Annotated in this window: 16 protein-coding genes and 1 other RNA gene; 1 reads left to right on the top strand and 16 read right to left on the bottom strand. The window is 50.0% G+C overall.

Translation table 11 applies throughout. From position 1 onward, the window contains the following. Positions 1 to 321: 321 nt before the first annotated feature. The 14 genes from AC6B99_RS27745 to rpoE form a co-directional block, all read right to left on the bottom strand. The gene (locus tag AC6B99_RS27745) at positions 322 to 588 is read right to left on the bottom strand and encodes a pro-sigmaK processing inhibitor BofA family protein (RefSeq protein ID WP_235533203.1); all 267 of its coding nucleotides are present in this window, start codon (positions 586 to 588) and stop codon (positions 322 to 324) included. Further along, positions 585 to 878, bottom strand: coding sequence for a DUF2508 family protein (locus AC6B99_RS27740; RefSeq protein ID WP_494864893.1), 294 nt, complete (start codon positions 876 to 878; stop codon positions 585 to 587). The genes AC6B99_RS27745 and AC6B99_RS27740 overlap by 4 nt, the downstream gene beginning before the upstream one ends. A 217-nt stretch (positions 879 to 1095) precedes the next feature. Then, positions 1096 to 1695 carry a recombination mediator RecR gene (gene recR, locus AC6B99_RS27735; RefSeq protein WP_046229552.1) on the bottom strand — a complete coding sequence of 200 codons (600 nt, stop codon included), beginning with the start codon at positions 1693 to 1695 and terminating at the stop codon, positions 1096 to 1098. Positions 1696 to 1738: 43 nt separating this feature from the next. Then, positions 1739 to 2050, bottom strand: coding sequence for a YbaB/EbfC family nucleoid-associated protein (locus AC6B99_RS27730; protein WP_056037661.1), 312 nt, complete (start codon positions 2048 to 2050; stop codon positions 1739 to 1741). 22 nt (positions 2051 to 2072) lie between these two features. Next, positions 2073 to 3860: a DNA polymerase III subunit gamma/tau gene (dnaX, locus tag AC6B99_RS27725; protein ID WP_494882995.1), complete on the bottom strand. Its 1788-nt coding sequence runs from the start codon at positions 3858 to 3860 to the stop codon at positions 2073 to 2075. Between the two features lie 178 nt (positions 3861 to 4038). After that, an RNA gene (ffs, locus tag AC6B99_RS27720) (signal recognition particle sRNA large type) lies at positions 4039 to 4306 on the bottom strand. Between the two features lie 134 nt (positions 4307 to 4440). Beyond that, positions 4441 to 4857 (bottom strand): hypothetical protein, encoded by a 417-nt coding sequence (locus tag AC6B99_RS27715; protein WP_494864895.1) that lies wholly within the window; start codon positions 4855 to 4857, stop codon positions 4441 to 4443. A gap of 86 nt (positions 4858 to 4943) precedes the next feature. Beyond that, positions 4944 to 5141 carry a 50S ribosomal protein L31 gene (gene rpmE / locus AC6B99_RS27710; protein ID WP_056037655.1) on the bottom strand — a complete coding sequence of 66 codons (198 nt, stop codon included), beginning with the start codon at positions 5139 to 5141 and terminating at the stop codon, positions 4944 to 4946. A 143-nt stretch (positions 5142 to 5284) separates the two neighbouring features. Then, entirely contained in the window at positions 5285 to 6541 is a 1257-nt protein-coding gene (locus AC6B99_RS27705) for a radical SAM family protein (RefSeq protein ID WP_496664743.1), read from the bottom strand. 22 nt (positions 6542 to 6563) lie between these two features. Beyond that, a complete protein-coding gene (gene rho / locus AC6B99_RS27700) occupies positions 6564 to 7931 on the bottom strand; it encodes a transcription termination factor Rho (protein ID WP_496664742.1) in 1368 nt (455 codons plus the stop codon). A gap of 131 nt (positions 7932 to 8062) precedes the next feature. Further along, positions 8063 to 9322 (bottom strand): UDP-N-acetylglucosamine 1-carboxyvinyltransferase, encoded by a 1260-nt coding sequence (gene murA / locus AC6B99_RS27695; protein ID WP_056037646.1) that lies wholly within the window; start codon positions 9320 to 9322, stop codon positions 8063 to 8065. Positions 9323 to 9740: 418 nt separating this feature from the next. Further along, positions 9741 to 10136: a response regulator gene (locus AC6B99_RS27690; protein WP_056037642.1), complete on the bottom strand. Its 396-nt coding sequence runs from the start codon at positions 10134 to 10136 to the stop codon at positions 9741 to 9743. A gap of 139 nt (positions 10137 to 10275) precedes the next feature. Next, complete coding sequence (gene pyrG / locus AC6B99_RS27685) at positions 10276 to 11880, bottom strand: CTP synthase (protein ID WP_056037640.1); 1605 nt, start codon at positions 11878 to 11880, stop codon at positions 10276 to 10278. Between the two features lie 397 nt (positions 11881 to 12277). Then, the gene (rpoE, locus tag AC6B99_RS27680) at positions 12278 to 12850 is read right to left on the bottom strand and encodes a DNA-directed RNA polymerase subunit delta (RefSeq protein WP_056037638.1); all 573 of its coding nucleotides are present in this window, start codon (positions 12848 to 12850) and stop codon (positions 12278 to 12280) included. A gap of 411 nt (positions 12851 to 13261) precedes the next feature. Between rpoE and AC6B99_RS27675 the strand changes: the two genes are divergently transcribed. Continuing rightward, complete coding sequence (locus AC6B99_RS27675) at positions 13262 to 14395, top strand: S8 family serine peptidase (protein WP_494882997.1); 1134 nt, start codon at positions 13262 to 13264, stop codon at positions 14393 to 14395. 127 nt (positions 14396 to 14522) lie between these two features. Here the strand turns inward: AC6B99_RS27675 and AC6B99_RS27670 are convergent, their stop codons facing one another. After that, the gene (locus AC6B99_RS27670; RefSeq protein ID WP_056037632.1) at positions 14523 to 15902 is read right to left on the bottom strand and encodes an ABC transporter substrate-binding protein; all 1380 of its coding nucleotides are present in this window, start codon (positions 15900 to 15902) and stop codon (positions 14523 to 14525) included. 51 nt (positions 15903 to 15953) lie between these two features. Continuing rightward, complete coding sequence (locus AC6B99_RS27665; RefSeq protein WP_496664741.1) at positions 15954 to 16574, bottom strand: YdcF family protein; 621 nt, start codon at positions 16572 to 16574, stop codon at positions 15954 to 15956. Positions 16575 to 16582: the final 8 nt, after the last annotated feature.

The raw sequence follows: 16582 nt of genomic DNA, 5'->3' as shown, positions 1-16582 counted from the left end.
AGTTAATGTGGCAGTTTCACTCGTTGTTCAGTTTTCAAAGAACAATTTCTCTTGCTTGCGTTTCGTTCGTGTCTGCCGTATGTCTCAGCGGCGACTCATATAATATATCACAGGCGCCTAGGCAATTGCAAGTACTTTTTTCAAAAAACTTTTTCGGTGTTTTTCAACCCCGTATGTACCTGCCCTTGACGCGAGATATAGAATACCATGAACCATAAGAACAAGTCAACCCAAACGCAAAAAAATCAGGAAAGCCCTTATTCCAGGCTTGTCCTGATCACCTTTAGTCCATAAACATTGCCTTCCGCTGCTTGCGGATAACTACACCATTATGTGCTGCAGGCCTACAATAAGCGCAATACCCGGAATACCGAGTACGACCACCGTTGATATCGTCGCCGGATTAATGGGGATTTTAATATCAGAAATAAGACCGGAGTAATTCAGCAAATAAAGAACTGCGCAAGCACTTATCAAGTGCAAGGTGAAGCTTTTTGCCCATGACCATGAAAGACGATGTCGAACAATTACCGCAAGCAGTGCAACCGAAGAGAATACCAGAACCACGAGTAGGATCGTATTCATCATTGGACCGCCCTCCATTCCGACCAGCTCTTGCAAGCTCTTTTGGCGGTGCGGAGCAAAGAGTCATATCGCTTTTCAGCCGTAATAATGGCGTATATCGCATAATCAATCTGATCTTTGCCCAAAGCATAGTCAAAAAAACGGTTTGCATTTTCCCATTCCAGATGGGCCTCATAAATTTCCTGGCGCAGCCGGTCGGTCCACTGCAGGGCATCCATCTCCGCTTGAGCCCCATTAACCGACTTTTTCTCCGCTGTCTTACTGCCGATTCTCCATTTATTGAGCTGCTTCATTCCCTCACGACCTCCCGCTTGTCCATTCAAAAGCCAAGGCTGCCTTTATTCCATATATAAGCGGGGAGCCTTGCAAATAGAACTAGCACCGAGATCAATCAGCCGCAGCAGCTTTCTAAACGAAAAGGCAATACGCTATACGCACCAACCCTATGTATACTTCATATAAAAAAAGCTGCCCCTATCGTTTTGAACCATAAGAACAGCTTTGCCTACTTTAACCCAGCTCTCTGCGGCCTTCCAGTGCTTTGGACAGCGTAACTTCATCGGCATATTCCAAATCGCCGCCAACCGGCAAGCCGTGAGCGATTCGCGTGACCCGTATGCCAAAAGGTTTCACCAGCCGCGATATATACATAGCGGTTGCTTCTCCTTCGACATTCGGATTGGTCGCCAGAATAAGTTCCTGTACTCGCTCATCACTGAGGCGGCGCAGCAGCTCGGCAATTTTGATCTGATCCGGACCAATTCCCTCCATAGGAGAGATTGCCCCTTGCAGCACATGATAATGCCCCATGAACTCCTTCGTCCGCTCCATCGCCACCAAATCTTTCGATTCTTGTACGACGCAAATGACGGAGTTGTCCCTGAGCTTATCTTGGCAAATACGGCAAGGGTCCGTATCGGTTATATTGCAGCAGATGGAGCAATAAGTCAGATTGCGCTTCACGCTCACGAGCGCTTTAGCAAAATCAATGACATCGTCTTCCTTCATGCGAAGCACATAGAAAGCCAGTCTTGCAGCTGTTTTCGGTCCAATACCCGGCAGCCTGGTGAAACTGTCAATCAACTTCGCTATCGGTTCGGGATAATGCAACAGGTGTAGCTCCTTTCAAATCAGAACGAGCTGCGGCTTGTTTTTAGAACAAGCCTGGGATTTTCATGCCACCTGTAAATTTGCCCATGTCCTGGTTCGCGACATCGTCCACTTTTGACAAGGCATCGTTTACAGCTGTAATAATCAAATCCTGCAGCATTTCAACATCTTCCGGATCGACAGCTTCCGGTTTAATTGTAATATCAAGAACTTTTTTGTGGCCGTTTACGGTAACGTTAACTACGCCGCCGCCTGCTGTGCCTTCAACGGTTTTGTGGACAAGCTCTTCCTGTGCTTTCATCATTTGCTCTTGCATCTTCTTCACTTGCTTCATCATTTGATTCATATTGTTCATTATAATCACCTCTTATTTATAGTTAAAAATCCTCTTTCACAACGACGAGCTCTTCACCAAAAAGCTTAACCGCTTCTTCTACCCATTTAGGCTGGGCTGGTGCTGCGTCCGGCATATCCGATTGCAGTTCAAACGCTTCGTCCGGCGTTCCTGAACCATTATCGGTGGCCGATTGCCATTCTTTAATCATAACCGTTGCAAGCTGAAGGGGCTGCCCAAACACACTTTGCATAACCCGCTCAATAATTTCTTTATGCGTCGGCTTCTCCGTTGTTTCTCGGTGCATCGTATTTTTGAAAGCAACCAATACGTTGCCGTCCACAACGGATACCGGCTCGCCATCCATCAACCACGCATGAACCGTGATTTTGGTTTCCTTCACCCGCTGCAGCAGCTCGCTCCACTTCATGCGAACTTGCCCCGTTTCACTGCTGCCAGCAGCGGATAAATATGGCCCCAGCTTAACTGGCGTCCGAACAGATACCGAGTTAGAGCCGCCGCTGCGGTTATTAAAGGCAGGACGATTGCCATTCGCCCCAGCCCGAGCCGCTGCGCCGCTGGCAGACGCTCCTCCGCCAGCAGCTGGAACGCCATTTTGCAGCAGCTGCTCCAGCTTATGCTCAAGCTGCTCCACCTGCTGGCGCAGACGGCCCACCTCTGCGGAAGAACTCGCCGTCCCGCCAGATGGCTGGGCAGCGTCCCCCGCAGATGCGCTTTCGCGGTTATCGCCGATGGTGCAAATTTTCATCAACGCGACTTCAAACAGCGTCTGCGATTGAGCAGCATGCTTCATTTCGGATTGATAGCTGTTCAGCGTATCAATCATGCGAAACAGGCGGTCCGGCGTAAAAGCATCCGCCATTGCCTGGAAGCGTTCTGCATCAACGACGCGTTCCGTCGCCGCTCCGCCTTGCGGGGCAAGCTTGAGCACAAGCAAATCCCTGAAATAATAAATCAGGTTTTCCATGCACTTATCCGCGCTTTTGCCCGCTTGCGTCAAGCTTTCGACAAGTGGCATCACAGCACCAACATCACGGTCGCGAACCGCTTCCGCGAGCTCGTAGAACTGGTCGGCCGCCATTCCGCCCGTCACATCGACAGCGCCGTCGAGCGTAATGCTTCCGCCTCCAAAAGCTGCTACCTGCTCCAGCAGGCTGATCGCGTCACGCATGCCGCCTTCTGACAGCCTTGCAATATAAGCAATCGCATCATCTTCGGCGGTAATGCCTTCTTCCTTGCAAATCTCATGAAGCCGCTCCGATTGCTCTGCAAGCGACACCTGCCGAAAATCAAAACGCTGGCAGCGAGAAATAATCGTTGCAGGAAGCTTATGCGGTTCAGTTGTTGCTAATATAAAGATAACATGTGCAGGCGGCTCTTCCAATGTTTTGAGCAAAGCATTGAATGCCTCTGAAGTAAGCATGTGCACCTCATCAATAATGTACACTTTATATCTCACTTCAGATGGGGCGTAGCGCACCTTATCCCGTATATCGCGAATTTCGTCGATGCCCCGGTTGGAGGCAGCGTCAATCTCCACGACATCCATAATATGACCAGCTGTAATACCGCGGCATGCGTCGCATTCGTTGCAGGGCTCCACTGCCGGGCCGGATTCACAATTGACTGCTTTCGCCAATACCTTAGCTGTCGTCGTCTTCCCCGTCCCCCGGGGACCGTTGAACAAATAGGCATGCGAAACGCGATCCTCTTTTATCGCATTTTGCAGCGTCTGCACAATATGCTGTTGTCCCACCATGTCCCGAAACGTCTGGGGACGCCAGGCACGGTACAAGGCAATATGAGTCACATGGACCGTTCCCTTCTTGTTTCCTTACAGGAATTCTGCAAAAATACTCTATAATACTCTATCTCTTATTATACATCATCAAAGCCTCAAGCCAAACAAAAAACACCCGCAGCACCATTCGAGTTCATCGAAAAGCGTCGCCGGTGTCTGTTAACATCCGTAATATAAAACTTTAATACCGTGCACCTGCCCTTGATTAATGTAACCCAGGCGGCACTCTTGCACCACAGCTCGAGCCAGGCACTCCCCCGGCACATGAACTAACTTACTTACGGCTGCTTCCTTCCGGACCTGACCGAGTTCACAAGCGTCCATTGCGGAGGACCCAACTGTCAACACTGCTCGCAAGCGCCAAACCCCGCATAGACATAACCTCAAACAGGAATTCAACCTCGCTAAAGCGGATTGCGAGTTACAGGGCACCGCTAACTCCCCATCTAGCACGGCAAAAATAAGTATAGCTGATAATGTTACAAAGCGCAACTTTTCTGAGGACAAGACATAAAATGCGCCTTGTCATCAAGCGTGAACAGCTTGCCCTTTCCTTGACGAAAGGCGCCGTTTCGCTTAAAAACGGGTATTATCGGCTCGTTTTGACCCGCACCTCATAGCGCGGCATATTATATTGCAAAGTCTCCTCTGCTTTATGCTGAAGCTGCTTCACCTGTGCATCGGACATGCCCGGCTTGGCAGTCAAATGAACGACCAGATGCTCCCCGTTAAAATGAATCCAGCTTTTTTGAACGCCGTCCATCTTCTTAATCAACTCGCCGACGAACTTGCCGTCTGAGCCATAATTTAAATACGAATGCTTATTCGGTATGTTCGGGTTGCTGTTGGACAGCCCCATATAACCGTCATGTCCATAGGATTGCATCTGCTGTTTATGATCAGGCTGGCCACAGCCGGCAGCACTTGACGCTGCCAGCAGCAAGACACCTGCCAATAACAGCATGCGCGAGCTTTTTAAAGGCAATACGCTCTGGTTCAATCTCATCAAAAAAACCTCCCTTATAACCATTAGAATGGCTACGGGAGGTTCTTGTATTCTGCCAAATATAGACAAAATAGACATCACAGCAATTAGATGCCGTATTTCTTTTTGAAACGATCGACGCGGCCGCCCACATCCAGGAACTTCTGCTTACCCGTATAGAATGGGTGGCATTGGGAACAAATCTCTACACGAAGGTTCTGTTTAATGGAACCAGTCTCGAAAGTGTTACCACAAGCGCAAGTTGCTGTAGTGATATGGTATGTCGGATGAATAGCTTGTTTCATCTCTTTCACCTCTTTCTGCCCTGAGCCACAGGCGGGCCCAGAATTAAGTCATACATCTCTGCATTATAGCATAGCCACGTCCTTGTTGTAAAATACAAAAGAAGGAGCTGTCCGTCACCGGAACAACCGCTCCTTCTGGGGCATCAAGATTGAATTAAGCTCGCAGGCGGAACATGCGTGAATGAGCCAATTACGACATCTGGCAGCTCGTCGCGGAAAATTTCCAGCATCTGCTTCATTCCATAAATTTCGCCTTGTGCCGGCGGAATCAAGGACAAATAGCTTTCCGGGTCGATGTTCAGGTTCCGCATTTGAATAAGCTTAAGGCCGGTCCGCTTTACAAAGCCGATCATGGCCTCTATCTCTTCCTCACGATCCGTCACACCAGGAAAAATCAAATAGTTGATCGACGTATAAACACCCTTGTCCACCGCATATTTCAACGACTTCTCTACATTGGCGAGCGTATAGCCACGCGGCTTGTAGTAGGCATTGTAATGGTCATCAAGCGCACTGATGGTGCTCACACGCATCAAATTCAGTCCCGCATCAACAATGGCACGGATGTGATCTGTCAGCCCAGCGTTCGTATTAATGTTAATGTAGCCAAGCGACGTCTGGCTTCTCACCCGGCGCATCGCATCGACAATAATCCGCACCTGCGTTGAAGGTTCGCCTTCGCAGCCTTGGCCGAAGCTAATAATGGAATCTTCATGGCGAAGATGCTCCAGCATAATCTCCGTCACTTCGTCCACCGTCGGCTTGAAATTCATCCGGGTTTGCGGAGCAACAAAGCCGCTGTCATCCGGCTGTTCGGAAATACAGCCAAAACAACCCGCATTGCACGAATACGATACCGGAACCGCACCTTCCCAGCGCTGCAGGAACGTATTGGACGACGTCAAGCATTCATACCCCAGTGCACAGTTCGACAAATGCTTGTACAGACGATTTTCTGGATATTTGGACGTGATGCGCTCGACTTGCTGCTTTACCTCATCGCGGTCGCAATTGAGCGGATCCCAGCGCTCCGGATCATCGCACTGCTCAGCTGCAACGTAGAAGCCATTGTTTTTCCATACGACAGCCGTATAACCGAACAAAGGCAGCTTTTCATTTTTATCCGCTTTGACATAGCCTGGCAGGGCAAGCCGCGTAAAGCCTTGCGGCAAAAGCGCGCCTACCGCCTGCTTATTGCCTGGAAGCAGCTGCATTTCGCCCGTATCCGGGTTCAGGCCAACCGCCTTAGTAAATGGCAAGCTTACAAGCGTCGCTCCTTCCGGCAACGGAATGAGCTCGTCCTCCATCATTTCGACAATCATATCGCCGCTGCGGCCTAAAGCTATATAGTGAGGATGATCAAAGACATTTCCTTGCTCATCAGCATATACAAGATTCATGATGTTCTCCTTTCAGGCAGCACTATGAGCTATGCGTCGTGCGAGGGGCTGCCGAACGGCGTCCAGCCGCTGACGTTGATGATGACGACGAACTGGTACTGCTGCTTTTGATCGTGCTGCTGCGCTGCGGCGGCTTCGTCTCTGGCATGGAATCGAGCGACATGAGAAATTCACTATTCGTTTCGCTGTTTTTCAGCTTTTTGAGGAAGCCGTCAACGAACTCGATGGAATCGTTCATATTTTTGCGAACTACCCATAGCTTCTCCAGCTCTTCTTGCGTCAGGAGCATTTCTTCTCGGCGCGTGCCCGATCTGCGGATATCCAGCGCTGGGAAAATCCGGCGTTCAGCCAGTTTTCTGTCCAGGTGCAGCTCCATATTGCCGGTACTTTTAAACTCTTCATAAATGATGTCATCCATACGCGAGCCTGTCTCCACAAGCGCTGTCGCGAGTATCGTCAAGCTTCCGCCCTCTTCCACATTCCGCGCCGCACCGAAAAACCGCTTCGGACGATGAAATGCAGCAGGGTCAATACCACCGCTCAGCGTACGGCCGGATGGCGGCACTACCAAGTTGTAGGCACGAGCCAGACGCGTGATGCTATCCATCAAAATAACTACATCCTTCTTATGCTCCACCAGTCGCAGCGCTCTCTCCAAGACAAGCTCTGTTACCTTAATATGATTTTCCGGCACTTCATCGAAAGTGGAAGCGATGACTTCGCCCTTAACCGAACGCTGCATATCCGTTACTTCCTCAGGCCGTTCATCAATAAGCAGTACGAACAGCTCGATTTCAGGATGATTGGTAGAAATGCTGTTGGCAATCTCTTTGAGAAGCAACGTTTTGCCGACTTTCGGAGGTGCAACAATGAGTCCACGCTGGCCAAGTCCAACAGGCGCAATTAAATCCATAATTCGTGTGGAAAGTTTAGAGGATGCCGTCTCAAGCACCAGTTTTTTCTGTGGAAAAAGAGGAGTCAATGCGGGAAAATGTAACCGTTCAGCTGCGAGTTCAGGACTCGTCCCATTAACTGCATTTACTTGCAGCAAACCAAAGTATTTCTCCGAATCTTTCGGAAGCCGGCATTTACCGGATACGAGATCGCCCGTACGAAGATCGAACTTGCGAATTTGGGAAGCCGAAATATAAATATCCTCTTTGCTTGGCAAATAGTTGATAGGCCTAAGAAAGCCGAAGCCTTCCGGCAAAATTTCCAGGACGCCTTGCATGAACATCAGGCCGCTTTTCTCAGCCTGGGCCCGCAATATTGCGAAAATCAATTCCTTCTTCTTGAGTTGGCCATAATACGGAATTTGATACTGCTTCGCCAGCTTGTACAAATCCGTCAGCTTCAACTCTTCCAGATCGGCGATCTGAAGATCTGTCATGTTCTCACCACTTTATTCAGTTTTATGGTACAGCAAACCGCTATATTCCGATCTATCAGTATATACCAGAGTTGGCGCCGGATATTCCTCATCCCATTGAACCAGCGCCAAGCTCCAATCTTCCTGCCTATTTAGGAGGTTTCCGTCTCGCGCCACACATCGGCGCCTAGTCTGCGCAAATTATCAACCAAGTGGTCATAGCCACGGTCAATATATTCCACACCGCTTATTTCGGTAATGCCTTCCGGTACAGTCAATCCAGCAATAACAAGCGCCGCGCCTGCGCGCAGATCTGCTGCTCGTACCTTAGCGGCGTTAAGCGGTCCGCCTTCAATAATAGCCGATCTTCCTTCAACACGAATGTTGGCGCCCATGCGCGCAAGCTCAGGAACATGCTTGAAACGATTACTGTATACATAGTCGGTTAAAATGCTTACACCGCTCGCTTGGGTCAGCAAGCTCGTCATAGGGGACTGCAAATCGGTCGCAAAGCCCGGATAAACCAATGCTTTAACATCAATGGCATTGTACTTTGGAGCGCCTACGATGCGGATAGATTCATCCATTTCGTATACGGTAACGCCCATTTCCTCCAGCTTCGCCGTCATAGCTTCCATATGCTTCGGGATGACGTTGTCAATCAGGACATCTCCACGCGTTGCCGCGGCGATAATCATGTAAGTTCCAGCTTGAATGCGATCAGGAATAATGGAGTGGCGGCAGCCGTGCAGGCTATCCACTCCTTCGATCCGAATGGTTTCCGTGCCGGCCCCTTTGATTTTTGCGCCCATGGCATTGAGAAGAGTAGCTACATCTATAATTTCAGGCTCTTTTGCCGCGTTTTCGATTATCGTAGAGCCTTTGGCCCGAGAGGCCGCAAGCATAATGTTGATCGTTGCTCCTACACTTACCACATCAAGATAAATTTTCGCTCCCCGCAGCTGCTTCGCAGATATGCGCATCGAGCCATGCTCATTCGTAACGGTTGCGCCCAGCGCTTCAAAGCCTTTAATATGCTGATCGATAGGCCTTGGTTCAAAATTGCAGCCGCCAGGCAAGCCAATAACGGCTTCTCCAAAGCGTCCTAGCATCGCTCCCATCAAATAGTAGGAAGCGCGCAGCAGCTTAACTTTTCCATTCGGCATAGGCTTTGCTTTAAGATTAGAAGGATCAATACGCATCATGTCGCCTTGCCAGTCTATGACCGCACCAAGATCTTGCAAAATTTCGCTATAAACAGCAACATCACTCAAATGAGGCAAATTGTCCAGCACAACCTCGGACTCCGCTAGTATTGCAGCGGGAACCAACGCTACGGCGCTGTTCTTAGCACCGCTGATTTGGACCGTTCCTTGCAGCGGACGTCCGCCGCGTATCATCAATTTCTCCATCAATTTTGTAGTCCTCCCGTTGTATCGAAAGAGAACAAAGGAAAAACCGCCACAGCGAGCACACGCCGCCGCATGCACACTGTTAGAAGGCGGTTCGTCATCCCGTGCTCCTGTTGTTACGCTTGATTGTTACTTCCGAACAAGCGGATTTTCTCTTGAAATACGGCTTGCTTTGCAAAGCGAGCAGGAGCCAGGTGCCTCCATGGATGAATGCCTTGTCCATTCGCCGACATCATTTTCGAGAATTGCAGAGCTGCAAGCCACTTGGTTCTCTGTGTTTACATTTATTTTACCAATACCTAATGCGATAGACAAATAAACAGCTTGATTCTGAGCCATTATACCATAATGGCGTCAGGAATGGTAAAGCTCTTTTGCCAAGGTACAAACCGTAGAATAATAAAAAAGGGCCCGCTAATCAGGACCCTATCGCGAAACGACTGCTGGAACCGCCTTCTAGCTGCATGTTCACCGCTATTCGCATTTCATCAATATCAAACGGTTTGGTGAAATGCATCAGAGCTCCGAGATCGGTCGCTTCCTTAATCATATCCAGCTCACCATAAGCCGTCATCATAATGACTTTTATGTCTTTATTAATGGCTTTCACATGCTTTAAAATTTCTAAACCGTCCATCCCGGGAATCTTCATGTCAAGCAGCACCAAATCAGGGCTTTCCTTCTTCACAATTTCCAAGGCAAGCTTGCCGTTGGAGGCTTGAAAAGTCGCATAACCCTCGCTGCTGAACACTTCCATCAAAAGCACACGGATTCCATTCTGATCGTCCACTATTAATAGCTTCTTTTGTTCCAAAATATAATACCTCCCACGACAGAGCGACAACAATTGGTCAGCTCTTCCATCATCGTTAATATATTCGCGGATCAAGTCGGAATATCCTTCTGCCCCAGGAAAAAAATTGGACGGTTTATACATTTATGTTACGAATACACTATCTCTCCGAAAACGCAAGCGCAGCGCGGACAAAACCGCGGAACAGCTTCTGTGGACGATTAGGTCGGGAAGTGAATTCCGGGTGGAATTGCACGGCCAAGAACCAAGGGTGATCCTTCATTTCCACCATTTCTACCAGTCTGCCATCCGGCGAAGTTCCCGAAATGGTCAAGCCAGCTGCTTCCACTTGCTCGCGGAATTCATTGTTGAACTCGTACCGGTGACGGTGACGCTCATAGACGAGCTCATCATCATATTCTGTAGCACCAAGCGAGCCTGGAATAAGCTTGCAAGGATACAGGCCAAGACGCATCGTGCCGCCCATGTCTTCAATGTCCTTCTGCTCAGGCAGCAGGTCAATAACAGGGTATGGCGTCGATGGGTTAATCTCCGAGCTGTTGGCGCCATCAAGGCCAACCACATGACGTGCATATTCAATAACGGCCACTTGCATGCCAAGGCAAATACCAAAGAACGGCACTTGCTGTTCGCGAGCATGGCGAATGGCAATCACTTTGCCTTCAATACCACGATCACCAAAGCCACCTGGCACGAGAATGCCGTGAACGCCCTGCAAACGGTCTGCTACATTGCTGTCCGTCAGCTCTTCCGCATTTACCCAGCGGATTTTCACTTCGGAATCTGCATCAATACCTGCATGAGCAAGGGATTCCACGATGCTGAGGTAAGCATCATGCAAAGCTACGTATTTACCAACAATTGCGATTTCTGTTGTTTTGTGCAGCGACTTCACGCGCTGAACGAGGCTCGTCCACTCCGTCATATCCGGCTCGTTCGTGCCGAGCTTCAAGTGGTTGACGACGATATCGTCCAAGCCTTGCTCGCGAAGCATCAAAGGCACTTCATACAACGTGGAAGCGTCGCGGCATTCCACAACTGCATTTGCATCAATATCGCAGAACAAGGCGATTTTGTGCTTCAGGTCTTCAGCCATCGCATGCTCTGTACGGCATACGATTACGTTCGGCTGGATGCCGATGCTGCGAAGCTCTTTTACACTGTGCTGAGTCGGCTTCGTTTTCACTTCACCAGCAGCTTTAATAAATGGAATCAGTGTAACGTGAATATACATCACATTGTCACGTCCAATATCGCTCTTGATTTGACGAATAGCTTCCAGGAATGGCAAGCTCTCGATATCGCCAACCGTACCGCCGATCTCCGTAATGACAACGTCGGATGCCGATTCTTTGCCTGCGCGGAATACACGATCCTTGATTTCATTCGTAATATGCGGGATAACCTGCACCGTTCCACCTAAGTAATCGCCACGGCGCTCTTTGGTAATAACGTTAGAATAAATTTTGCCTGTCGTTACATTGCTGTTTTTGGAAAGGTTGATATCGATGAAACGCTCGTAGTGGCCAAGGTCAAGATCCGTCTCTGCGCCATCATCGGTTACAAACACTTCACCGTGCTGATAAGGGCTCATCGTTCCCGGGTCTACGTTAATGTACGGGTCGAACTTTTGAATCGTTACTTTGAGGCCTCTGTTTTTCAACAATCGACCAAGCGATGCGGCTGTAATCCCTTTACCCAAGGAAGAGACAACGCCTCCGGTTACGAAAATATATTTTGTCACTGTGCCAATACCCTCCAAGCTCTAGTGTGTATTCCTATAGGTTTCCCAATCTATCCAATAAACATAGGCGCTTTCGCGCCACAGCGGTTTATCTGTATCATCAAACGAAAAGCCGGAGCCTTCCGTCGCCGAACATGTTCTTCTACAAACAAAAAAAGTGACACCCGTAGAGTACGGGGCACTTTTCGTTTGGCGTATTATTAAGCGGTTGTCTTAACCGAATCTAAAGCCCATGCAATAGTTTACTCTGACGTATACAACCTGTCAAGTATAAACGGCGCTGCCTGTCATACTTGGCGTCAGCGAGCGTTCTGCCCAGAAATAGAAGGGATGGTTAAGAAACCTCCTTACCCTTTCTTCGATTTCAAGCCTACACGATTCATGGGTGAACAAGGACTTACTTGTCGTCCTCTTCCTCTTCATCTTCTTCAAAATCGTCCGCTTCCTCGCCGTCTTCCAGCTCCTCATCCGAATCATCCTCTTCATCTTCCAGCTCTTCGCCTTCGATTCCGGTTTCTTCGTCTGCTTCGGCTTCTTCTTCAGCTTCCTCGAACTCACGATCTTCATCATAAACATCGTAGTCCTCTTCGTCCGCTGCGTAAGTTTCCTCTTCTTCATCCGCGAACAGATCATCATCATCGAGATCGTCGTCGTCGTTAATGATTCTGGAGCGTTTGGCGTTGGAAATTGGATCTTCGCTGCGCTCTACTGGATACCAGCGCTTAAGGCCCCACATATTTGTGCCGACGCAAGCGAAACGGCCGTCAATATTAATTTCAGTATATACTTGTGCAATGACCTGATTAATCCCATCCGTAGACAATCCGCGTATTTTAGCAATCTCCATCATGAGATCACGGTAGTAATACGGCGTATTAGCTGTCTTAAGAAATTCAAATGCCAAATCAACCATTGGCATTTCCTTAATCCGCTCAGGGTCCAGCTTCAAAGTGATGTTGCTGCCGCTCATATGGACACATCCTCTCTTGCCATCTTCATTCATTATCAAACTATAGTAAAACCTATTTCTTTCAAAAAAGCAAGCGTCAGCCTATCCATTGTAACGCTTGTCCACAAAGCTCACACCGCGATAATGAATTTATTAGCGCTAGAGCGGCTTGAACCGCTCTTCACAGCTTGGACAACAGGATAAAAAGCGAAGGAATCCCTTCGCTCTGACTGTATCCATCCGGGCCGCGCTGGCTGCTAACGTTCCGGAGAGGTAAGAGCCCCATAGAACTCTTACATCATCCTATGTGCGACTGTGCATTTTGACACGGTTTCACGCCTAATTATATCAAAAAAGGCAAGTGGCTCATGCAGCTTGCTCCTCTCCGTCATACAATAGCTCAGCATCGTCCGTCGGGAGGGGACGCGAAATTTGGACACCACCGTTTTTCTCCATTGGTTGCAAGGCGCGATGGCAAGCTCGGAGCAGACAACACCAAAGCGCATTATCCGTTTTTACCATCAGAGCGAGTACCAGCGCTTTATAAAAGACTGGTCGGAGCTGCCGGATGGCAAGGCTGCGCTTAAAGCCGTCAAACAGATGCCCATCATACGCGCTATTTCCTGTCGTCTGCCTGTCGAAGAAACCCTCGCCCGATTCTCCACAGGGGTATGGATTGAGGAAGATCGACGCATTACCGTTCATGCCGCTACACCCAAATCCTTAATGTCCGAAAAAGGAGTTCCTTGGGGCGTACAGCATGTCAAAGCTCCGCAAGCCTGGGGCATGACTACCGGCCATCGCATTAAAATTGGCGTCATTGACACCGGCGTCGATTTCAGCCATCCCGACCTGCGCCAGTCGCTGTCGCGCGGCATTAATTTGCTGAACCGCAGCATGCTTCCACATGATGACAATGGACATGGCACCCATATTGCCGGAACAATTGCAGCCGCCAATCAGATGCAGGGCATGATTGGCATCGCTCCGCGTGCGCAGATTTATCCCGTGAAAGCGTTCGACCACAACGGCAGCGCTTTCGTCTCGGACATTATACTCGGCATTGACTGGTGCGTAAGAAACCGGGTTAACATTATCAATATGAGCTTCGGCATGAAAACCCGCAGCAAAGCGCTGCTTACCGCCATTACCAATGCTTATAACGCAGGAATCATAGTAGTCGCCTCATCAGGCAACGACGGAAAACGCCGCTCGGTTGATTATCCGGCCCGTTATCCGCAAACGATTTCTGTAGGCGCGACTACACGGCTTAGGCGCGTCGCCCCCTTCACCAATCGTGGTGCCCATATCGATATTTACGCCCCTGGCGATAAAATCGTTTCCTCATGGCTGCGCGGCAAATACCATGAGATGAGCGGCACCTCCATGGCAACCTCTCATGTCAGCGGCGCCATTGCGCTGCTGCTCGCCTATAAACCGGGCCTATCGCCCGCCGACATTAAATGGATACTCAAGCGATCCACCCAGCCGCTGAGGGGCAGCAAAGCCCAGCGGCTCATCGGGGAGCTTGATATTATGCGCATGCTGCAAGCCGCCGACCGATGAGGTCAGCGGCTTTTTCGCTTGCTGCTGTCTTAACGCAAATCAGACTGCAGCTCGCGCGTACAGTCTGTTGCTTTCATCCCTCATGCCCGCTAGCAGCCGTGCAGCACCGCTGCGGCGCAAGCCCCATTTAAGGCTTCGCCGGCGCGCTGGATGCGCCCTCAGACGCTGCGGCAGCATCAGTTGATGCGTTGCCTGCTGCATCTGCCGCCGGTGCTGTGGCCCCAGCTTTGCTTGCTAGGTCAGCAAGGCTGCGATTGATTTCTTTTTCAGCCTGATCCAGAATGGTCTTCGGCTTCCAGCCTTTCTCCATGCCTTTGGCAAGCTGCTCATTCCAAAGCTTCTGCACATCATTATCCAGCGCCGTGTATTTGCGCTCATGCATCTTGCTAGCGAGCTCTACATTAAGTGGATAAACGATTTGCCCGCCTAAAAATGTCGAAGGCTCCGGCTTCTGACTGCTCTTGCTCAGCACGGGAGCATAAGCCGGAACCGCATTGCCGAGACCGTATTTCGCATGATCGGTTACGACGTAGTTCATGAACGCCCATGCCATCTCCTTATGCTTGCCGCCGGAAGGGAGCAGAAATACGGAGCTGTTCTCCCAGCCGTTCAATTTCAGCGGCAGACGGGTTTGCCGCCACTTGCCTGCCGTTTCCGGCGCCCATTGCTCCAGCACAGAATCCCCCCAGATGCCCAGGTACACCATAGCCAGCTTGCCGTCACGAATTGCCTGTTCACCTGACTCTTCCCAGATGTTGACGCCAGGCACATGCTCCTTCAAGCGCTGCGTCAGGGCAATCGCCTGCTCAAACGTATCATTATTGAAGGCGAACTGCTGGTTATCATTCACCAAGCCGGTCTTTTGGGCGCTGGCGAATAGATTTATCGTCTCGCCGTACCACTGCGTAATGCGAACGCCTTTATTTTGCAGCGTATTGTTCATCTTGACCCAGTTGTCCGGGTCATCCATATACGTCGCCAGCTTCTCCGGATCGGTAGGGAAGCCGTATTTTTTCAAAATATCCTCGCGGTAATAGGTCACCTTTGGCGATGAGGAGAGCGGCCAGCCGATCAGGCGCTTTCCGTCGAACGAAAGGTTGCTGTCCCACAGCGGCTGGCTGAAGCCAGCCTTGTACTCGCCAGCATTGTAAGGAGCGTCGAGCAAATTTTCCAGCTTGTCGCTATCCCCAAAGTTCGGAAAGGCGGCACTATCGAGCATAATGACATCGGGAACGCTGCCTGAGGCAAGCGCTTCGGTATATTTTTCAACTTGATCGGCGTAGGTAACCTCTGTCACCTTAATCGTAACCTCCGGATGCAGGTCGTTAAAGGCTTTAATCGTGTCCTCCCAGCCGCCGTAATACGTCCAGAAGGACAAGCTGATTTTCTCCGCAGGCTTTGACGGAGACGCTTCCGGAGAGGCACCTTGCTGCTTCGTTTGGCCGAAGGCCAGATAGATACCTATCACAAGCACAAGCAGCGCAAGGACCACCCACATTTTTTTCATCACAAGACCCCCATTGTAAAATCATTCTGGCTGCAGCTGTCGTTGTCCCATTCAGAATACAGCTTTATTCAAGCGTTTAAGCAGGCGTTTGGCCTCCTTCCCATCGATACCGAGCCAATTCCCGCCCAGCTTGATATATTCGTTGCCCGTGATCATCAGGCTGGTTTTGCTGCTCCACCATTTGGCGGCGTTAAACTGCGGACTTTCGTAGCTGGCATAGGTGAGCCGAAAATGCCCATCCTCAAACGTTTGCTCAAAAAGATACCTCGCGCGGCGCATATGAAAATCAGAGGTGACCACAATAGCGGAGCTGAGCCCATGCTGGTCCATAAGCTCCCGTACGTAAGCCGCATTTTCTTTCGTGCTTCGCGCCTGCGTCTCCAAATAAACCCCGCTTGGCGGCAAAACAGCAAGGCGAAGCTCCTCTTGAATATAATGGTCGTTTGCGCTTGAAATAATGAGTGCTTCTGCTCCATATTGCCGAAAAACTTCCAGACCCTTCGCCAGCCGCCCTTCTTCGCCGCTCAGTACAATGATCGCCTGCGAGGGAGCAGGGTTCGGCGCAACAGCCAAAAAGTAGCCGGCGCGCCATACGGCAAGCGCAAGCATAACGAGCAGCATGCCGAGCGTCCATAAGGTGACACGTTTCCTTCGACTCCATTGCCGCTTCACGCCTCGTC

The sequence above is a fragment of the Paenibacillus liaoningensis genome, assembly GCF_059609455.1.
This window is presented reverse-complemented; position numbering and strand designations above follow the sequence as displayed.